The sequence below is a fragment of the Lentzea sp. NPDC058450 genome, assembly GCF_042721395.1.
GTDB lineage: Bacteria > Actinomycetota > Actinomycetes > Mycobacteriales > Pseudonocardiaceae > Lentzea.
On the sequence record NZ_JBHXLO010000009.1, the window covers coordinates 96,477 to 111,503 of the forward strand.

Consider the following 15,027-nt stretch of genomic DNA (forward strand, 5'->3'; position numbering starts at 1 on the left):
AAGCTGGACATTCGCGGAGGCCGCCGTGCTAGTCGTACAGATCTTCCTGCCACTGGCGCTCGGCCTGGTCATGTTCGGCCTCGGCCTGACGCTGACCACAGACGACTTCGCGCGCGTCGCCAAGTACCCCAAGGCCGCGGTCATCGCGCTCGTCTGCCAGGTGATCGTGCTGCCCGCCGTCTGCCTCGGCCTGGTGCTGGCGTTCGGGCTCAAGGGGGTGCTGGCGGTCGGCATGATGTTGCTGGTCGCCTCGCCGGGCGGGACGAGCGCGAACCTCTTCAGCCATCTGGCCGGTGGGGACGTGGCGCTCAACATCACCCTCACCGCGATCAACTCGGTGCTGGCCGTGTTCACGCTGCCGCTGGTGGTGGGGTTGAGCATGGCGCACTTCATGGCCGACGACGCCGAGGTCGGGTTGCAGCCGGCGAAGTTCGTGCAGGTCTTCGCGATCGTGCTGGTGCCGGTCGCGATCGGCATGCTGGTGCGGCGCAGGTTCGAGGCGTGGGCGCTCAAGATGAACGACCCGGTGCGCATCGCGTCCGTGGTGGTGCTGGTGCTGGTGATCATCGCGGCGATCGCGCAGGCGTACCGGCAGCTGCTCGACAACATCGGGACGCTGGGGCCGGTGGCGTTGTTGCTGAGCATCTTCAGCCTGGCGATCGGCTACTACGTGCCCAAGTTGTTCAAGGTCGAGCGCAAGCAGGCCATCGCGAGCGCGATGGAGATCGGCATCCACAACGCCACCATCGCCATCACCCTCGCGCTCACGGTGCTGAACGACGAGACGATGGCGATTCCGCCGGCCGTGTACGGGGTGCTGATGTACCTGCCCGCGGCGGTGGCGGCACGGCTGTTGTCACGCAACAAGGCTGCTGCTGTCTAGGCGAGGCGTCAGTCGCTCGGCCCGGTGCGCCAGGAGGATCAGGACGGCGGGCGCCAGCACGTCGTAGATCAGGATGCCGCCGGTGTTGCCCGGGGCGTGGTTGCCGGCCGCGAACCACTGGTAGACGTGGCCGGCCGCCGCGCCCCACAGGAACATGCCCGCGCCGAGGCCGACCAGCACGCGTTCCCTCGTGGTGGCCGAGGGGGACGCGGCGCGGAAGGCCAGCACCGCGAGGGCGAGGTTGGCGAAGGCGATCTCGAACTCGAACGGCGTGCGCGCGAAGCCGATGGTGGTCGCCATCTCGTCCGGGACGGCGAGGAACGCGATGACGAGCCACGCGCTGCCGCCGCCGAGCGCGGCGCCCGCCCACCACCGTTGCCAGGTCTCCAGGCGCGCCGCGGGAGAGGGGTTGTGGCGGGTGTTCACGAGTGCGCCGACTACGGCGATCAGCAGCCAGAGCAGGGGAAACGAGGTCTTGGCGAGGTAGGGGAGCGTGTCCATGGCATCGAGTGTTGCATGGTTAATATTAACCGCGCAACACTGATGTAGGATCAACGGCGTGGACGACGGACTCGCGGACCTGTTGCATCGGGTCGTGTACCTGCTCGGAGACGCCGCCCGGCAGCGGGAGGCGGACCCGGACGGGCTCAGCTACAGCCAACTGCGGTTGCTGGGCACCTTGGAGGAGATCCAACCGGTGACGCAGCACCAGCTCGCGCAGGCGTTGTCGGTGTCCGACCCGGCGATCAGCAGGGCCCTGAAACCGCTGGAGGCCGCGGGGCACGTGCAGGTCCGCGTCGACCCCGAGCACGCGCGGCGCCGGTTGGTCAGCCTCACCGAGGCGGGCAGCAAAGCGTTCCACGACAACGGGAAACCGATGTACGACGAGCTGCGCACCGCCCTGCTGAACGCCGGCTTCCCGTACGAGCGGTACCTGGACGACACCCTGCGGCTGGCCGAGATCCTGGAGCGCTGAAACGCGGTTGCGGCCGTCGTTAGGTTGGGCGTGACATGCGTTCAACCTCAACCATCGTGCTCGCGGCCGCACTCATCGCCGCAACCGCCGTTCCCGCCCACGCCGCGGGACTCGTCCGCACCGACACCGGATTCGTGTCGGGAACCACCACCGAGGCCCTGCGCTCGTTCCAGGGCATCCCGTTCGCCGCGCCTCCCGTCGGGGAGAACCGCTGGCGCGACCCGCAGCCTGCCCGGCCCTGGCAGGGCGTTCTCCGCGCCGACCGGCCCGGCCAAGCCTGCGACCAGGCCGAAGACTGCCTCCACCTCAACGTCACGGCACCCCGGCACGCCTCCCGCAAGCCCGTCCTGGTCTGGATCCACGGCGGCAGCTTCGTCACCGGTGCCGGAGCCGACTACGGCCCGGACCGGTTGGCACGCAACGGTTCCGTCGTCGTCACCAACAACTACAGGCTCGGCGCCGCCGGTTACTTCGGCTTCCCAGGCCTCCCGGGATCAGGCGCGTTCGGGCTGAGTGACCAGCAGGCCGCCTTGGAGTGGGTCCAACGCAACATCCGGCAGTTCGGCGGCGACCCCCGCAACGTCACGGTGTTCGGCGCGTCGGCGGGCGGGCTCTCGACGTGCGCCCAGCTGACCTCCCCGAAGACCCGCAGGCTGTTCCACAAGGCGATCATCCAGAGTGGACCGTGCGCGTTCGGCACCCCGGCCGGCGAGAACCACGTCGAGCACGCCTGGAAGAGCCGTGAGGACGTCGAACGGTTGGGCGCCGCGGCGACCGCGTGTCCCGACATCGCGTGCCTGCGCGGGCTCACCTTCGACGAGGTGAAGGCACTCCAGCAGTTCGCGTCCCCCGCGTTCGGCACGGAAGCGTTGCCGGAGAACCCGATCACGGCCCTCGAACAAGGTCGCTTCCACCGGGTCCCGATCCTCGCGGGCACCGCGCGCGACGAGTTCTCGGTGTTCGCCGCCTGGTTCTACCCGCCACTCGACGCACAGGCGTACGAGCAGGCGCTCACAGACGGATTCGGCGCCACCAAAGCACAACGCGTCCTCGCCGCCTATCCACCGAAGGGCGGCGACGAACGAGTTCAGCTCTCGAAAGCCCTCTCGGACATGACGTCGACCTGCCCGACGCGGGAACTGCGCCGGCAGACCGGGGCGTTCGGCTACGAGTTCACCGAACCGGCCCCGCCGATGATCTTCCCGGACATGCCCGACTTCCCGTACGGCGCCTACCACGGCTCGGAGCTGCCGTTCCTGTTCAACTACGCGAACACCACGCTCACGCCGAAGCAGCAGAGGCTCTCCGACGAGATGGTCGAAGCGTGGACGAGGTTCGCGCGAACCGGACACCCTGGCTGGCAACGCCAGGACGTCCGGCTCCTCGCGACCGAGCAGGTCGCACCGGCCGATCACCGGTGCGACCTCTGGTCTAGCTAGAGGATCCCTGCGGCGCGCGTCCGTGCGACTTGCCGGGCGCGCGCACGCCGTTCACCGTCGACGTGTCGAACGCGAACGTGATCACCGCCGTGGCGATCGCGTCGGCGTTGACGTCCAGCGCGGTCAGGTTCAGGTTCGACCTGTCGTCGCACGGCTGGTGATAGCACGGGTCGAACGCGACCCCCGCCGTCCCGCCGTACAACGCCGCCTGCGCCGCCGTCTTCACGTCCTCGGCGCCGGTGAACAGGCCACCGGCCGGGATGTTGACCGCGATGAACGGCCCGTAGTCGGACCGGCCGGAGAAGTCCGTGTCCTCCGACGGCAGGCCGCGGTCGGCGTAGAACTTCTCGAACACGTCCTCGATCTGCGCCGAACCGGGCGGGATCGGCACGGGCGCGGTGCCGCTCGAGTCGTCGCCGTCGTAGATGCCGTAGAAGTGGTTCGGCGAGCCGACCATGTCGAAGTTCAGGTACAGCGCGATCTTGTCGCGCTGGGCCTGCGGCAGGGTCGCGACGTAGTGCTCGGACCCGAGCAGGCCTTCTTCCTCGGCGCCCCACCACGCGAAGCGGATCTTCGCGTTCGGCTTGACCTTCTTCATCTGGATCGCGGTCTCCAGCAACGCCGCGGAGCCGCTGCCGTTGTCGTTGATGCCCGGCCCGTCCTGCACGCTGTCGAGGTGCGCGCCGGCCATCACGACGTTGTTCGCGTTGCCGTCGCGGGTCTCGGCGAACACGTTCCAGGCCTGCCGCGTCTCCTCGGTGAAGTCGACCGTGACGCGAACCGTGGCACCGGGCGTGTTCAGGATCAGGTCCTGTGCGGCCGCGAACGTCGCGAACACCACGGGGATCGTGAGGCCCGTGACGTCACCGATCGGCGTGACCAGGCCGGTGCGGCCGGGCTGGCCCTCGTTGAACAGGATCACCGCCGCCGCTCCCGCTGCCTGGGCGTTGAGCGCCTTGACGGTGAACCCGCAGGTGCCCCGCTGGAGCATCGCGACGCCGCCGGGCACGAACCCGGCGAAGTCGGCGGCCTCGCAGCCGCTGCTGTTGCCGTTCGGCAGCGGGGTCGGCGGCAGCACCACGTCGACCGGCTGGATCGCGCCGGTCGCGGTGCCCTCGACGGGCTGGTCGAAGCCGTGGCGGTTGAAGTCGGTGTCCCGGACGAACACCCGCGGTACCGGCGCGAGCCGGTCGAGCCGCGAGTTGTCCTCCACGTACGGGAAGTCGAACGCCTGCACGCTCGGCGAGAACCCCGCCGCGGACAGTTGCGACACCACGTAGTTCACCGACGCCTGGTATCCAGGACGTCCGGCCGCGCGGTCGCCGTGAGTGTCCGCGATGGACTGGAACGCGTCGAGATGTCGCAGGACGCCGTTCAGCGTCACGGCCTTGGTGAGCTTCGCGGGAGAGTTGTTGTTGGGATCAGCGAGTGCCTGTCCGGTCACGGCCAGTGGTAGAACCAGTGTCAGGACCGCGAACAGTGCGAACCGCCGAGGACGTTGAACCATCGGTATGCCTCCATGCGTACTTCGCCGCCGAATGCACCCCCGTGATGTCTCTCGTCCCAAGTGTCCGGTGTTACACCGTTTGGAGGAGATGGTTGTTCCGCCTGCTGGAGACCGCCGTCCGCGTCGAGCCGCTGGAGGGGGAGGGCCTCACCAACGTCCTGCACCTCGTGACGCTCGCCGACGGTCGCAAAGCCGTGCTGCGCCAACCCAAGGTGGCGCGCGACCTGCCGAAGTTCGTCGTGCCGGGCGCGCCGGAGATCCTCGCGCACAACGGCCGCGGCGACGTGCTGGTCGAGTACGTCGAGGGTCGCCCGCTCGCGGACTCGCTGCCGGTGTCCGAAGAGGTCTGGCGCAGCATCGGCCGGGCGTTCCGCAAGATCCACCGCATCGGCGTGCTGCACAACGACGTCAACCTCCACAACATCATCGTGGGGGACGGGAGAGCGACGCTGATCGACTGGGACAACCCCGGACAGGGCAACCCGCTCGACGAGCTCGCGGCGTTCGAGGAGCACCTCTACCTGCACGGAACCGTGCTGCCCCAGGCGTTCTGGACCGGCTACGGCTCCACGCCCGATCCGGACCTGTTGCGCGTGCACCGGATCGCGGGCTGCATCGGCTGGCTCGCGAGCGGGGACTGGCGGGAGTGGGAGGACGACAGGACCCTCAGCGCGGACAAGCTGGCCAGGGTCCGGAGCTGGCGGCGACTCCTCGCGAAGTGGCTCGCCGACCAGCTCCGGAACGATCTCCTAGCGGCTGAGGTTGCGGTACTTCAGGACCGAAAGAGGCCAGAAGATCGCCACGAACACCGCGGGCCACAGCACGGCGAGTAGCAGCGAGTGCTGCGCGGCCCACGAGTCGCCGCCCACGCCGGGGTTGCCGAACAGCTCCCGCGCCGCCGCCACCGTGGACGACAGCGGGTTCCACTCCGCGACCACCCGCAGCCAGCCCGGCATCAACTCGGGCGAGACGAACGTGTTCGCGAACATCGTCAGCGGGAACAGGAACATCCACGACGCCTGCGCCGCCTCGGGCTTCACCAGCAGGCCGAGGTAGATGCCGACCCAGACCAGCGCGAACCGCAGCCACAGGAACAGCGCGAACGCCACCAGCGCGTTGATCAGCCCGTCGCGGAACGACCAGCCGATCAGCAGCCCGCACAGCGCGAGCACCAGCAGTTCCAGCGACGAGTTCACCAGGTCCGCGATGCTGCGCCCGGCCACCACGCCGGTCTGCGACATCGGTGACGCGCGGAACCGGTCCGTCACGCCCCGGTCGGCGTCCATCGACACCATCATCATCGTCGAGGCGACACCGAACGCGATGGTCTGGCCGAACATGCCCGGCAGCAGGAACTCGATGTAGTCACCGCCGCCGAAGACGTTCATCGCGCTGCCGAACACCAGTCCGAAGATCAGCACCGAGATGATCGGGTAGGCGAGGTTCGCGAACACCCTGACCGGCTCGCGCACCCAGTGGATCAGGTCCCTCTTCGCGACGACCCACGAGTCGACGACCGCGTACCTCATGCCCGTCCCCCAGAAGAAGCGTCGACCGCCTTGTGGCCCGTGATCGCGAGGAAGACCTCGTCCAGCGTCGGCCGCCGCAGCGCGATGTCCTCGGCCTCGACCCCCTTCGCGGCCAGCGCCGACGTCACGCGGGTCAGCGCGGCGACCCGGTCCGCCACGGTCGCGCTCACCCGGAACGTGTCGGGGTCGGCCTCGGCGTCCGGCCCGAGCACGTCCGCCACGACCGGCAGCTCGTCGGCGGTGCGGACCACGACCTCGATCCGGTCCCCGCCGAGCTTCGACTTGAGGCCCTCCGGCGTGCCCTGGGCGGCGACCCGGCCGGTGTCCAGCACGACGATCTGGTCGGCGAGCTGGTCGGCCTCGTCCAGGTACTGCGTGGTCAGCAGCACCGTGGTGCCCTCGGCGACGACCCGTTTGACCTCCCGCCACACCTCGCCGCGGTTGCGCGGGTCGAGGCCGGTGGTCGGTTCGTCCAGGAACAGCACCGACGGCCGCATGATGAAGCTCGACGCCAGGTCCAGCCGTCGCCGCATGCCGCCCGAGTAGTGCTTCGCGCGCTTGCCGGCCGCGTCGGTGAGCCCGAACTGCTCCAGCAGTTCGTCGGCCCGAGCCGCCGCCTGGCGCTTCGACAGGTGGTAGAGCCTGCCCCACATGATCAGGTTCTCCCTGCCGGTCAGCACGTCGTCGACCGTGGACTGCTGGCCGTTCAACGCCACCTGACGGCGCACGGCGGGCGCCTCGCGCGCCACGTCGTGCCCCGCGACCTCGGCGCGGCCGCCGTCCAGGCGCAGCAACGTGGCCAGGATGCGCACGGCCGTGGTCTTGCCGGCGCCGTTCGGGCCGAGCAGCCCGCACACCGTGCCGGCGGGCACCGCCAGGTCGAACCCGTCGAGCGCCGCCTTCTCGTCGAATCTCTTGCGCAGGCCTTCCGCGAACACCGCGTGTCCCACGACTTCACCCCCGTGATGTAACTGCGTACGTTGTAAGCTGAGGCGTACGTTGTACACGGTTCTAGGATTCACATGCAAGCGCGTTGTGAACGAGGGGGCTGGGTGAAGAACGACCGGGACCGGAGCGTGCGGCTGCTGTGGGAGACGCCGGCCGAGGCGACCAGGGGGCCGAAGGCCGCGCTGAGTCAGGCACGCGTGGTCGAGGCGGCCATCAAGGTCGCCGACGCGGACGGGATCGACGCGCTCACCATGCGCCGGGTCGCCGAGACGCTCGGCAGCACGGCGATGGCGCTCTACCGGCACGTGCCCGGCAAGTCCGAGCTGCTGGACCTGATGGTCGACGCGGTGTGGGGGGAGACCGAGTCGACGCCGAAGGGACAGTGGCGCGCCGGTCTGGAGTTCTTCGCCCGGCAGGTGTGGGACATGTACCGCGCGCACCCGTGGATGCTCCAGCTCACGACCTCGCGCCGGGTGCCCGGTCCGCAGGCCATGACCCGGTGCGACGCCGCCTACGCGGTCGTCTCCGAGCTCGGCCTCGCGCCCGAGGAGATCGTCGCCGTGGTGACCGCGGTGGCCCAGTTCGTCGACGGCGTCGGCCGCACGATGGCCGACCGGGTCCAGGCCGAACGGGAGACCGGCGTCTCCGAGGAGGACTGGTGGAACGGCCGCGAGGCGCTCTGGGAGCACTTCACGCCGGAGCGCCTGCCGATGATGAGCCACATCTGGAACACGGGCGGCTTCCACCGCCTCCTGGACGAGTTCGAGTTCGGTCTGGCGAGGGTCCTGGACGGCCTCGCGGTGTTCATTGAGACGGAGGATCGACCGCTGGTTCGTCCACAGACGTGCCTGTAGTCATTCAAGGCACCTTGAGTCGTCCGATCGAGTGAAAAGGGCAGCTCAGCGCGGGGCGGAAGGGTAGTTGGGCGGTTACGTAATGCCATTGTTATGCGATATCAGAATGAACTCGTTCGAACGCTGAACCGACCACTCCTATCTGCCCGTTTTCCTTCGTGACACCGTTTCGCCGCGGGGGTCGAATCGGGACGACGAGGAGGTCGTATGACAGCTGGCGCGCACGACGCGGTCACCCTTGGCTGCTACGCGCTCGGCGTTCTGGACGCGCACGAGAGTCTTGGCGTGGAGCAGCACCTTCGGGGCTGTCCGTCCTGCCGTGCGCAGGTCGCCGACTTCCATCGGATCCGAACAGCACTTGACGACGTGCCTCGTGAGGCATTTCTGCACGAGCTAGAGGACGACCTGCCCATGCCGTCGGACCTGGTGCTGCAACGCACGTTGCGGCAGATCAGGCAGGAGTCGGTCATCCCGCAGCAGCGGGAGTCCGCTCCGCACCTGAGAGCCAGTCCGGCGCCGCCGCCGGTGGAGGACCTGCCTTCACCGCAGCACGCCAAGTCCCGGCGCTGGCCGGGCTATCTCGCCGCCGCGGCCGTCGCCGCGGTGGTCGCGTTCGGGGGTGCCGCGGTGTTCATGCAGAACCAGGCGCCCGGCACCAGCGTCGCCTCCACTCGCACGGGCGAGGGGACGGCGGGAGCGATCAAGCTGGTGGCGGAGATCGGTCCGTCTTCGCAGGACCGCTACCTGGTGTCGGCGAACGTCGACGGGCTGCCCGCCGCGCAGAAGTGCAAGCTGATCGTGGTGGGCACAGACGGGACGAAGACCGAGGCCTTCGCCTGGACCACGACCGAGAAGCAACGGGTCGAGGGCTCCAAGCTGCGGGTCAACGTCAGCGTCGCACCGGACAAGGTGCAGTCGATCGCGGTCGAGACTGCCGAGGGCAAGTCGATCGTGGTGGCGAACCTGTAAGGGCGGAAACAGACGGAAGGGCCCGGATTCCTCGGAATCCGGGCCCTTCGTCTTGCATTGGTGTAATTAGACGGCCTGCAATGTCAGCCAGGCGCCGACGACGATCACCATCGCGGCTGTGCCGACAGGTGCGTAATGAGACAACAGACGAGTTGCACGACCGTCCAGGATTTTCTCCACGCGTTCGCGCGCCTTCACGAGCAGCAGCCCGACCGCGGTGAGCGTGCCGGCCATGCCGATTCCGTAGCCGACGACGAGAAGCACGCCGAACCACGTGCGGCCGAGCGCCATCGCGCCGAGCAGGACCACGAGCGCGGACGGCGAGGGCACCAGGCCGTTGGCCGCGCCCATGCCGACGAGGCTCGCGCGGCTGTACCCGTGGCCGTGCCCATGACCGTGCCCGTGGCCATGACCGTGCCCGTGACCATGGCCGGTGAGAGCCCCGGCGAGTGCGGGTTCGCGGTTCGCCGAGAGGGCCGAGCGCAGCAGCATCACGCCGATCCCGGCGATCACCACCCCGCTGACCAGGCCGAGCCAGCGCAGCACCTGTTCACCGGCCAGCGCGCTGGAGGCGCTGATGATCAGGCCGAGGACCAGCACGCCGCCGGTGTGCGTGGCCGTGACCGACGCACCGACGATGAACGCGTCCTTGGGCGTGCCCTGCCGTCCGGCCAGATAGGCCGCGATGAGCGTCTTGCCGTGACCGGGCAACGCGGCGTGCGAGGCACCGAGCACCAACGACAGCAACAACGCCAAAAACCCGAGCCACGGCGTGAGGTCGTCGCTGCCCAGGATGTCGTTGAGCTTGGCCGCCGTGACGCTGAAGGACTGGATGGGGGAGCCGGTGGCCTTCTTGGGCTCGGACCCCGTGCCCGGTTCGGCGCTGAACGCGACGGTGCGCACGTCCATCGGACTGCTGAGCAGGTCCTCCGGGTACGTGCGCAGCTCGTCGCTGATGCTCTCGGTCGGCACCTTCGAGTCGGCGATCCGGATCCCGGTGCCGGCGGCGGTGATCTCCCGCCAGCCGACCCGGTCGGCGTTGGACTCGTCGTGGAACTCGAAGCGGGCGGGCCGGTCCAGGTCCACCTTGGCGGTGAACTCGCAGACCAGCCGCGTCGTGGCGAGCTCGGCCTGACCGAGCGGATGATCCTTGGTGGAGCTGGAGAGCGTCCAGGCGATCTGCCGTCCGTCCACGGAGGAACGGTCGGTGCGGGCCACCTCCTCGCACCACTGCCGCGCGTCGCGGGTCTTCAGGTTCTCCTGCAGCGTCGGGATCTCCGCCACGTCGACGACGGACCTGAGATCGATCCGGTCTGGGTGCAGGTGCAGCCCGTGGTAGTGGTTGACGCTGAAGTTGCCCAGCGGGTGGGCGGACGCCTCGCCGTTGATGAAGAAGATGCCGGCGAGCAGCAACGCGACCACCAGAACGGGTCGCACCACCCAGCTGGACAGGCTCACCTGCCGCCTCGAAGCTCCGCGAGCTTGCGGCCTGCCTTGAGGGACTGCAGGGGCGAGAAGTTCGCGTTCAGCCGGAGTGCCTGCACCAGCGCCTCCTGGGCCTCGGCGACCCGGCCGAGCGCGGCCAGGATCATCCCGCGGTGGTAGGAGAACGTGGCGTTCTGCCAGCCCAGCGCCACCGCGCGGTCGGAGTAGCTCAACGCTTCCGCGTCCCTTCCGTTGACGTGCAGTGCCCACGCCATGGCGTCGGCGACGAAGACGCTCTGCCGGCGGCTCCACTCGGCTTCCGCGCGGCGCAGTGCCTGCATGCCATCACCGCGGTCTGCGGCGACGAGGGCCGCGGCCAGATCGTCGGAAGCACCTTGGGACTCCATCAGTCGTTGCTGCTCGGAGAGCACCGCGTACTGCTGCGCGGCCTCCTCGGTCTTCCCGTTCGCTTCCAGCAGCTCCGCGTACTCCTGCAGGTACTGGGGCAGGGGAGCGCGCGCCACGAGCCTGCGGTACGAGTCGAGCGCGACGGGGGCGTCACCCCGTGCCGCCGCGACCTTGGCCATGCCCTGAGTGAGAGTCATGTCGTCTCCTCTCGCCGCCAGTCCCTGCTCGTAGTGCTGCGCGGCAACGTCCAACTGGTTGTGGTCGAACGCGAGTTCGCCCAGCCGGTAACGGCAGAACGCGATCTCCTCCGGCGTCGTGGAGGCCTTCAGCGCGCGTTCCATCGCGTCGCGGGCACCGTCGACGTTGCCGTGGAGTTCGAAGTGGAAGGAGGCACGGGCGAAGGACGCCGTGTTGGGCTTGAGGTCTAGCATCTTCTGCACCGCCTCCTCCGCGCCCGCGTCGTCGCCGAGCTGCGTCAACGCGTCCGCCAGCACGCCGTGCGCCTCCGCGGAGGCGGGCAGTGCGGCAATCGCCTTCGCGGCCCAGTCGCGGGCCGCGTGGAAGTCGTGGCGGGCGTTGGCGAGCGTCCCCATGCCGATGGCGGCGAGGCCCGTGTCACCCGCGTTCTTCAGAGCACCCTCGGCCTTCGCGTAGTACGCCGGGTCGGCCGTGACCCGTGCCAGCTCCACGTAGGACGATCCGAGCCTGGCCCAGGAGTCCTTGTCCTGCGGCAGCTCGTGCAGCCGTTGCTGGAGCTGGTGAACGACCTTGTGCATCTGGTTCTGCTGCGCCACGGCCGGAACCGCGGGCTCAGGGGGCGCGCCCCCGGCCCTGCTGTCGGCAGGACCGGAGGCGGCGAGGTAGGCAAGCGCCGCGGTGACCAGGAGAACCACCGCGACGGCCTGCCGTTGTTGGTACTTCACTTCGAGTGCGACCCGTACTTGCGGATGTGCTGCTGACGCTTGCGCCACAACAGGAAACCGGCGCCGAACACGACCGCCGAGCCGACCGCGGTGGTCATCGCCATCGGGTCGATGTTGCCGATCTTGCCGACCGGGTTGACCGCGACCTCGGCGGTGTTGCCCGAGGTGTTGACCGCGGTGCCGTTGCGGGGCAGGCCCACGTACGGGAAGTTCGCCTCGAACGGCTGGTCGTTCGCGTCGACCTTGTCACCGGTGGCGAGCGCGTCGACGAGCTTGCCGGACGCCGCCGCACCCTCCATCGCCTGGATGGCGATGTCCACGACGTCGTCGGTGAGGCGACGGCCGTTCGGGAAGCCCTGGGTGTCACCCGCGAGCAGGCCGAGGCGGTTCGGGTTGGCGTTCGGGTCGATCATCATGTTCAGCCGCAGCATCTCCGCCGGGCGGAACTTCTGCGCGTTCGCGTCGGCGTTGTTGACCTGCGAGTTCAGGTCCGCGTTGATCTGCGCGCCCAGCTTCTTCGTGATGCCGGTCAGGAAGATCTCGGCCAGGTCGTCGCGCTGCCCCTGCGGCGCCGGGATCTTGTAGATCGCCTCGATGAGCTTCGGCAGCTCCGGGTTCACGACCCGGTCCACCAGCTCCTTGACGTTCGCGTCCTGCTCGGGACGCAGGCCGTTGAACGCGTCCTTCAGGCCCGCGGGCGCCACGACCTCGTTGACCAGCGGGTTGCCCAGCCGCGAGACCTGCACGAAGTCACCGGTCGGCTCCGCCTTGCCGGGCGAGAGCTTCAGGCTGCGCTTCTGCGTCGTGCTCCAGACGCCGATGTTCGGGTTGCGGTGGTTGTCGTTGCGCAGCGCCAGCGCGTTCTTCGGCAGCTGGATCGCGATGGTGTTGACGTTGTAGCCGCGCAGCGTGTCCTGGCCGACCTCGCTCAGGTTGCCGCCGTAGAGCAGGTCGAACACCCGCAGGTCGGCGAAGAACGAGTCCTCCGACGGGCCCACGTAGACCTTGCCGCCGCCGGCGATCTGCGTGATCGCCTGGTCGCGCAGCTTCTTGAAGTCCGGCATCGACGCCGGGCCGTTCGGGGACGGCGCGACCGGGGCGTTGTTGACCAGCTTGACCTTCTGGCCGTTCTGGTAGATCGCCTCCAGGTTGTACCGCTGCCGGAACAACAGGTTCTCGTCGTCGAGCGAGTCCACGACGCCGTTCGCGTACAGGAACGTGTTGTTCTTGCGCCGGTCGTCGGTCTGGAACGTGAACCGCAGCGTGACGTCCGGCTTCGCGTCGCCGTCGTTGTCGACGTTGAAGTCGTACTGCGCGTCCTCGGCCCACGGGAAGAAGTTGGGGCCGCCGTTGGGCTCCTGGAAACCCGACCAGTTGCCGACCAGCGTCACGGTGTCCTTGTGGTCCGGACTCACGAACGCGTACAGGTCGGTGTTGTCCACGGCCGGGTCACCCGCGATGAGCGGAGCCTCGCGGTGCGACGACGCCGTGGCGTTGGTCCCGCCGAACATGGCCGCGTTCAGCAGTGTGGCGGCCACCAGCGCGGCCGCAGCCACCTGGCCGCGCCGACCGCTGAGGGCGTGCGGTGATGACATCTCTGGGCAACCTTTCGGAGAAATGGTTCAGGTGCGCTGTCAGGCGCTGTGCATCAGCAGCGACGGTTCGCTGGAGTGGCTCGAATGGCTCGCGTGGTCGTTCGTCCACCTCGCCTGGGTGAAGTCGCGGATGCCCTCGACCAACCGGTCGACGTCGTGCTCGGGACGCACCACCAGCCGGGCGAACCTGCTGGTCATGCCGAGCTTGTTGCCGCATTCACGGATGAAGACCTGGTGGCGGGACAGCAGGTGGTCCCGAAGCTCGCGGCCGTCCATGCCGCCGCCGAGCTTGACCAGCAGGAAGTTGGCCTGCGAGGAGTAGACGGTGAGGTCCGGGATGCGCGAGAGCTCCATGCCCATCCGGTACCTGTCCCGTGACAGCAGACGCAGGCTTTCGGCGTACTCCGCCTCGTGTTCGGCCAGCATGAACACGACCGTTTCCGCCAACGAGTTGAGGTTCCACTTCGGCAGGATCTGGCGCATCTTCCCGGCCAGACCGGGGTTCGCGACCAGGTAGCCGAACCGGATGCCGTGCAGGCCGAAGTTCTTGCCGAGGCTCTTCAGCACGACCACGTTGGGCCGGATGGACGCCTCGGCGGCGACACTCGGGTTGCGCTCGACCTCGACGAAGTCGATGAACGACTCGTCGATGACGACGAGGTCCAGGTCCGCGAGCTCGTCCATGAAGCGGATGATCTCCCTGCGGGGCAGGTAGCCGCCGTCGGGATTGTTCGGGTTGCAGATCACGGCCACCTTGGAGCCGCGGGCGCGGATGAACTTGATGTACTCGTCGATGTCCAGCTCGAAGTTGTTGCTCTCCTGGAGCAGGAACATGTCGACGCGCTTGTTGCTCTCCATCGGCTGGTCGGTCCAGCGCCCGAACGTCGGGATCGGGATCGCGACGCTCTCGTGGATCCACATGTGGTCCATCCACGTGATGAGCTCCGTCGACCCGTTCGACATGGCGATCGTGGCCGGGTTGAGCCCCAGCACGGCGCTCAGCTGGGCCGCGATCTTCGACGAGTCGCTGGGGTAGAACTTCAGCACCGCCTCGAGGTTCTTGGAGAGCTCCTCGAACATCTGCGGGGTCGGAAAGTACGGATTGCACGGGATGCAGAAGTCGACGAGCTCGCCCGCACCCGTCCGCGACAGCTCGAAGTAGGACGGGCTGTGCGCGGTCTGCTGGAAGAGACCCGAGTCCACACCATGCCGCACTCGATCACTCCGTCCCTCGGTCCGTTTCCGACACCGGGGCATACGTGCCGATGTTCATCGCGGTTCACGGGTCCGTTTCGGGAAGGTCTCGGAACGGTCTCGCACGCAACCTCGGCTCTTCGCGTCGCCGACCTGCCCGGCCGCTCCATTCGTGTCCACATAGGACGGTCCAACGGCGCTGATCCGGACCGCTGGGTTGCGTGCTCGCGTGCTCGGGTAACCGCGCTTGACGCGCGCTCGCGTGCGTGACGTTCGCCAACCGGTCTCGTTTGGGGCTGTTCCGACTGTTTTCGCAGGTAAGCGAGTTGTGGATGTCGGTTTTGTGTTTCTTTGAGGTGCCGGTCGGGGCGGTTTCC

The 15,027-nt window shown here is 68.4% G+C and carries 14 protein-coding genes; 6 read left to right on the forward strand and 8 right to left on the reverse strand.

Annotation, left to right across the window (positions count from 1 at the left end):
* The first annotated feature begins 25 nt into the window (after positions 1–25).
* The gene (locus ACFWNN_RS16720) at positions 26–883 is read left to right on the forward strand and encodes a bile acid:sodium symporter family protein (RefSeq protein ID WP_382440795.1); all 858 of its coding nucleotides are present in this window, start codon (positions 26–28) and stop codon (positions 881–883) included.
* On the opposite strand, the gene ACFWNN_RS16725 is transcribed toward ACFWNN_RS16720, so the two are convergent.
* A complete protein-coding gene (locus tag ACFWNN_RS16725) occupies positions 857–1,384 on the reverse strand; it encodes a DUF6790 family protein (protein WP_382440796.1) in 528 nt (175 codons plus the stop codon). The genes ACFWNN_RS16720 and ACFWNN_RS16725 overlap by 27 nt on opposite strands.
* Before the next feature lie 58 nt (positions 1,385–1,442).
* Here ACFWNN_RS16725 and ACFWNN_RS16730 point away from each other — a divergent pair, with 58 nt between their 5' ends.
* Both ACFWNN_RS16730 and ACFWNN_RS16735 read left to right on the forward strand, forming a co-directional pair.
* Entirely contained in the window at positions 1,443–1,859 is a 417-nt protein-coding gene (locus tag ACFWNN_RS16730; protein WP_382440797.1) for a MarR family winged helix-turn-helix transcriptional regulator, read from the forward strand.
* A 35-nt stretch (positions 1,860–1,894) separates the two neighbouring features.
* Positions 1,895–3,298, forward strand: a complete 1,404-nt coding sequence (locus ACFWNN_RS16735) for a carboxylesterase/lipase family protein (protein ID WP_382440798.1) — start codon at positions 1,895–1,897, stop codon at positions 3,296–3,298.
* Here ACFWNN_RS16735 and ACFWNN_RS16740 read toward each other — a convergent pair.
* Complete coding sequence (locus ACFWNN_RS16740; RefSeq protein ID WP_382440799.1) at positions 3,291–4,805, reverse strand: M28 family metallopeptidase; 1,515 nt, start codon at positions 4,803–4,805, stop codon at positions 3,291–3,293. The two genes, ACFWNN_RS16735 and ACFWNN_RS16740, sit on opposite strands and share 8 nt — an antisense overlap.
* A gap of 92 nt (positions 4,806–4,897) precedes the next feature.
* Between ACFWNN_RS16740 and ACFWNN_RS16745 the strand changes: the two genes are divergently transcribed.
* The gene (locus tag ACFWNN_RS16745) at positions 4,898–5,638 is read left to right on the forward strand and encodes a lipopolysaccharide kinase InaA family protein (RefSeq protein ID WP_382440800.1); all 741 of its coding nucleotides are present in this window, start codon (positions 4,898–4,900) and stop codon (positions 5,636–5,638) included.
* Here the strand turns inward: ACFWNN_RS16745 and ACFWNN_RS16750 are convergent.
* Positions 5,555–6,334 (reverse strand): ABC transporter permease, encoded by a 780-nt coding sequence (locus ACFWNN_RS16750; protein WP_382440801.1) that lies wholly within the window; start codon positions 6,332–6,334, stop codon positions 5,555–5,557. The genes ACFWNN_RS16745 and ACFWNN_RS16750 overlap by 84 nt on opposite strands.
* A complete protein-coding gene (locus ACFWNN_RS16755; RefSeq protein WP_382440802.1) occupies positions 6,331–7,284 on the reverse strand; it encodes an ATP-binding cassette domain-containing protein in 954 nt (317 codons plus the stop codon). Before ACFWNN_RS16755 ends, ACFWNN_RS16750 begins: the two co-directional genes overlap by 4 nt.
* A gap of 102 nt (positions 7,285–7,386) precedes the next feature.
* Here ACFWNN_RS16755 and ACFWNN_RS16760 point away from each other — a divergent pair, with 102 nt between their 5' ends.
* Both ACFWNN_RS16760 and ACFWNN_RS16765 read left to right on the forward strand, forming a co-directional pair.
* Positions 7,387–8,136: a TetR/AcrR family transcriptional regulator gene (locus ACFWNN_RS16760; protein WP_382440803.1), complete on the forward strand. Its 750-nt coding sequence runs from the start codon at positions 7,387–7,389 to the stop codon at positions 8,134–8,136.
* Between the two features lie 207 nt (positions 8,137–8,343).
* Complete coding sequence (locus tag ACFWNN_RS16765) at positions 8,344–9,105, forward strand: zf-HC2 domain-containing protein (protein WP_382440804.1); 762 nt, start codon at positions 8,344–8,346, stop codon at positions 9,103–9,105.
* A gap of 66 nt (positions 9,106–9,171) precedes the next feature.
* Here ACFWNN_RS16765 and ACFWNN_RS16770 read toward each other — a convergent pair whose 3' ends face one another.
* From ACFWNN_RS16770 to ACFWNN_RS16785, 4 genes are read right to left on the reverse strand one after another with little or no spacing between them, the layout of a single operon-like run.
* Entirely contained in the window at positions 9,172–10,563 is a 1,392-nt protein-coding gene (locus ACFWNN_RS16770) for a nickel/cobalt transporter (protein ID WP_382440805.1), read from the reverse strand.
* Positions 10,560–11,861, reverse strand: a complete 1,302-nt coding sequence (locus ACFWNN_RS16775) for a tetratricopeptide repeat protein (protein WP_382440806.1) — start codon at positions 11,859–11,861, stop codon at positions 10,560–10,562. Before ACFWNN_RS16775 ends, ACFWNN_RS16770 begins: the two co-directional genes overlap by 4 nt.
* On the reverse strand, positions 11,858–13,456 hold the full coding sequence (locus ACFWNN_RS16780; protein WP_382440807.1) for a DUF4331 domain-containing protein: 1,599 nt from the start codon (positions 13,454–13,456) through the stop codon (positions 11,858–11,860). The genes ACFWNN_RS16775 and ACFWNN_RS16780 overlap by 4 nt, the downstream gene beginning before the upstream one ends.
* 39 nt (positions 13,457–13,495) lie before the next feature.
* Positions 13,496–14,671: a pyridoxal phosphate-dependent aminotransferase gene (locus ACFWNN_RS16785; protein ID WP_382440808.1), complete on the reverse strand. Its 1,176-nt coding sequence runs from the start codon at positions 14,669–14,671 to the stop codon at positions 13,496–13,498.
* Positions 14,672–15,027: the final 356 nt, after the last annotated feature.

What these genes read in the sequence shown, in the direction of transcription:
- ACFWNN_RS16725 (WP_382440796.1), bottom strand. Translation starts at nt 1,384, where the DNA reads ATGGACACGCTCCCCTACCTCGCCAAGACCTCGTTTCCCCTGCTCTGG.
- ACFWNN_RS16740 (WP_382440799.1), bottom strand. Translation starts at nt 4,805, where the DNA reads ATGGTTCAACGTCCTCGGCGGTTCGCACTGTTCGCGGTCCTGACACTG.
- ACFWNN_RS16750 (WP_382440801.1), bottom strand. Translation starts at nt 6,334, where the DNA reads ATGAGGTACGCGGTCGTCGACTCGTGGGTCGTCGCGAAGAGGGACCTG.
- ACFWNN_RS16765 (WP_382440804.1), top strand. Translation starts at nt 8,344, where the DNA reads ATGACAGCTGGCGCGCACGACGCGGTCACCCTTGGCTGCTACGCGCTC.
- ACFWNN_RS16735 (WP_382440798.1), top strand. Translation starts at nt 1,895, where the DNA reads ATGCGTTCAACCTCAACCATCGTGCTCGCGGCCGCACTCATCGCCGCA.
- ACFWNN_RS16780 (WP_382440807.1), bottom strand. Translation starts at nt 13,456, where the DNA reads ATGTCATCACCGCACGCCCTCAGCGGTCGGCGCGGCCAGGTGGCTGCG.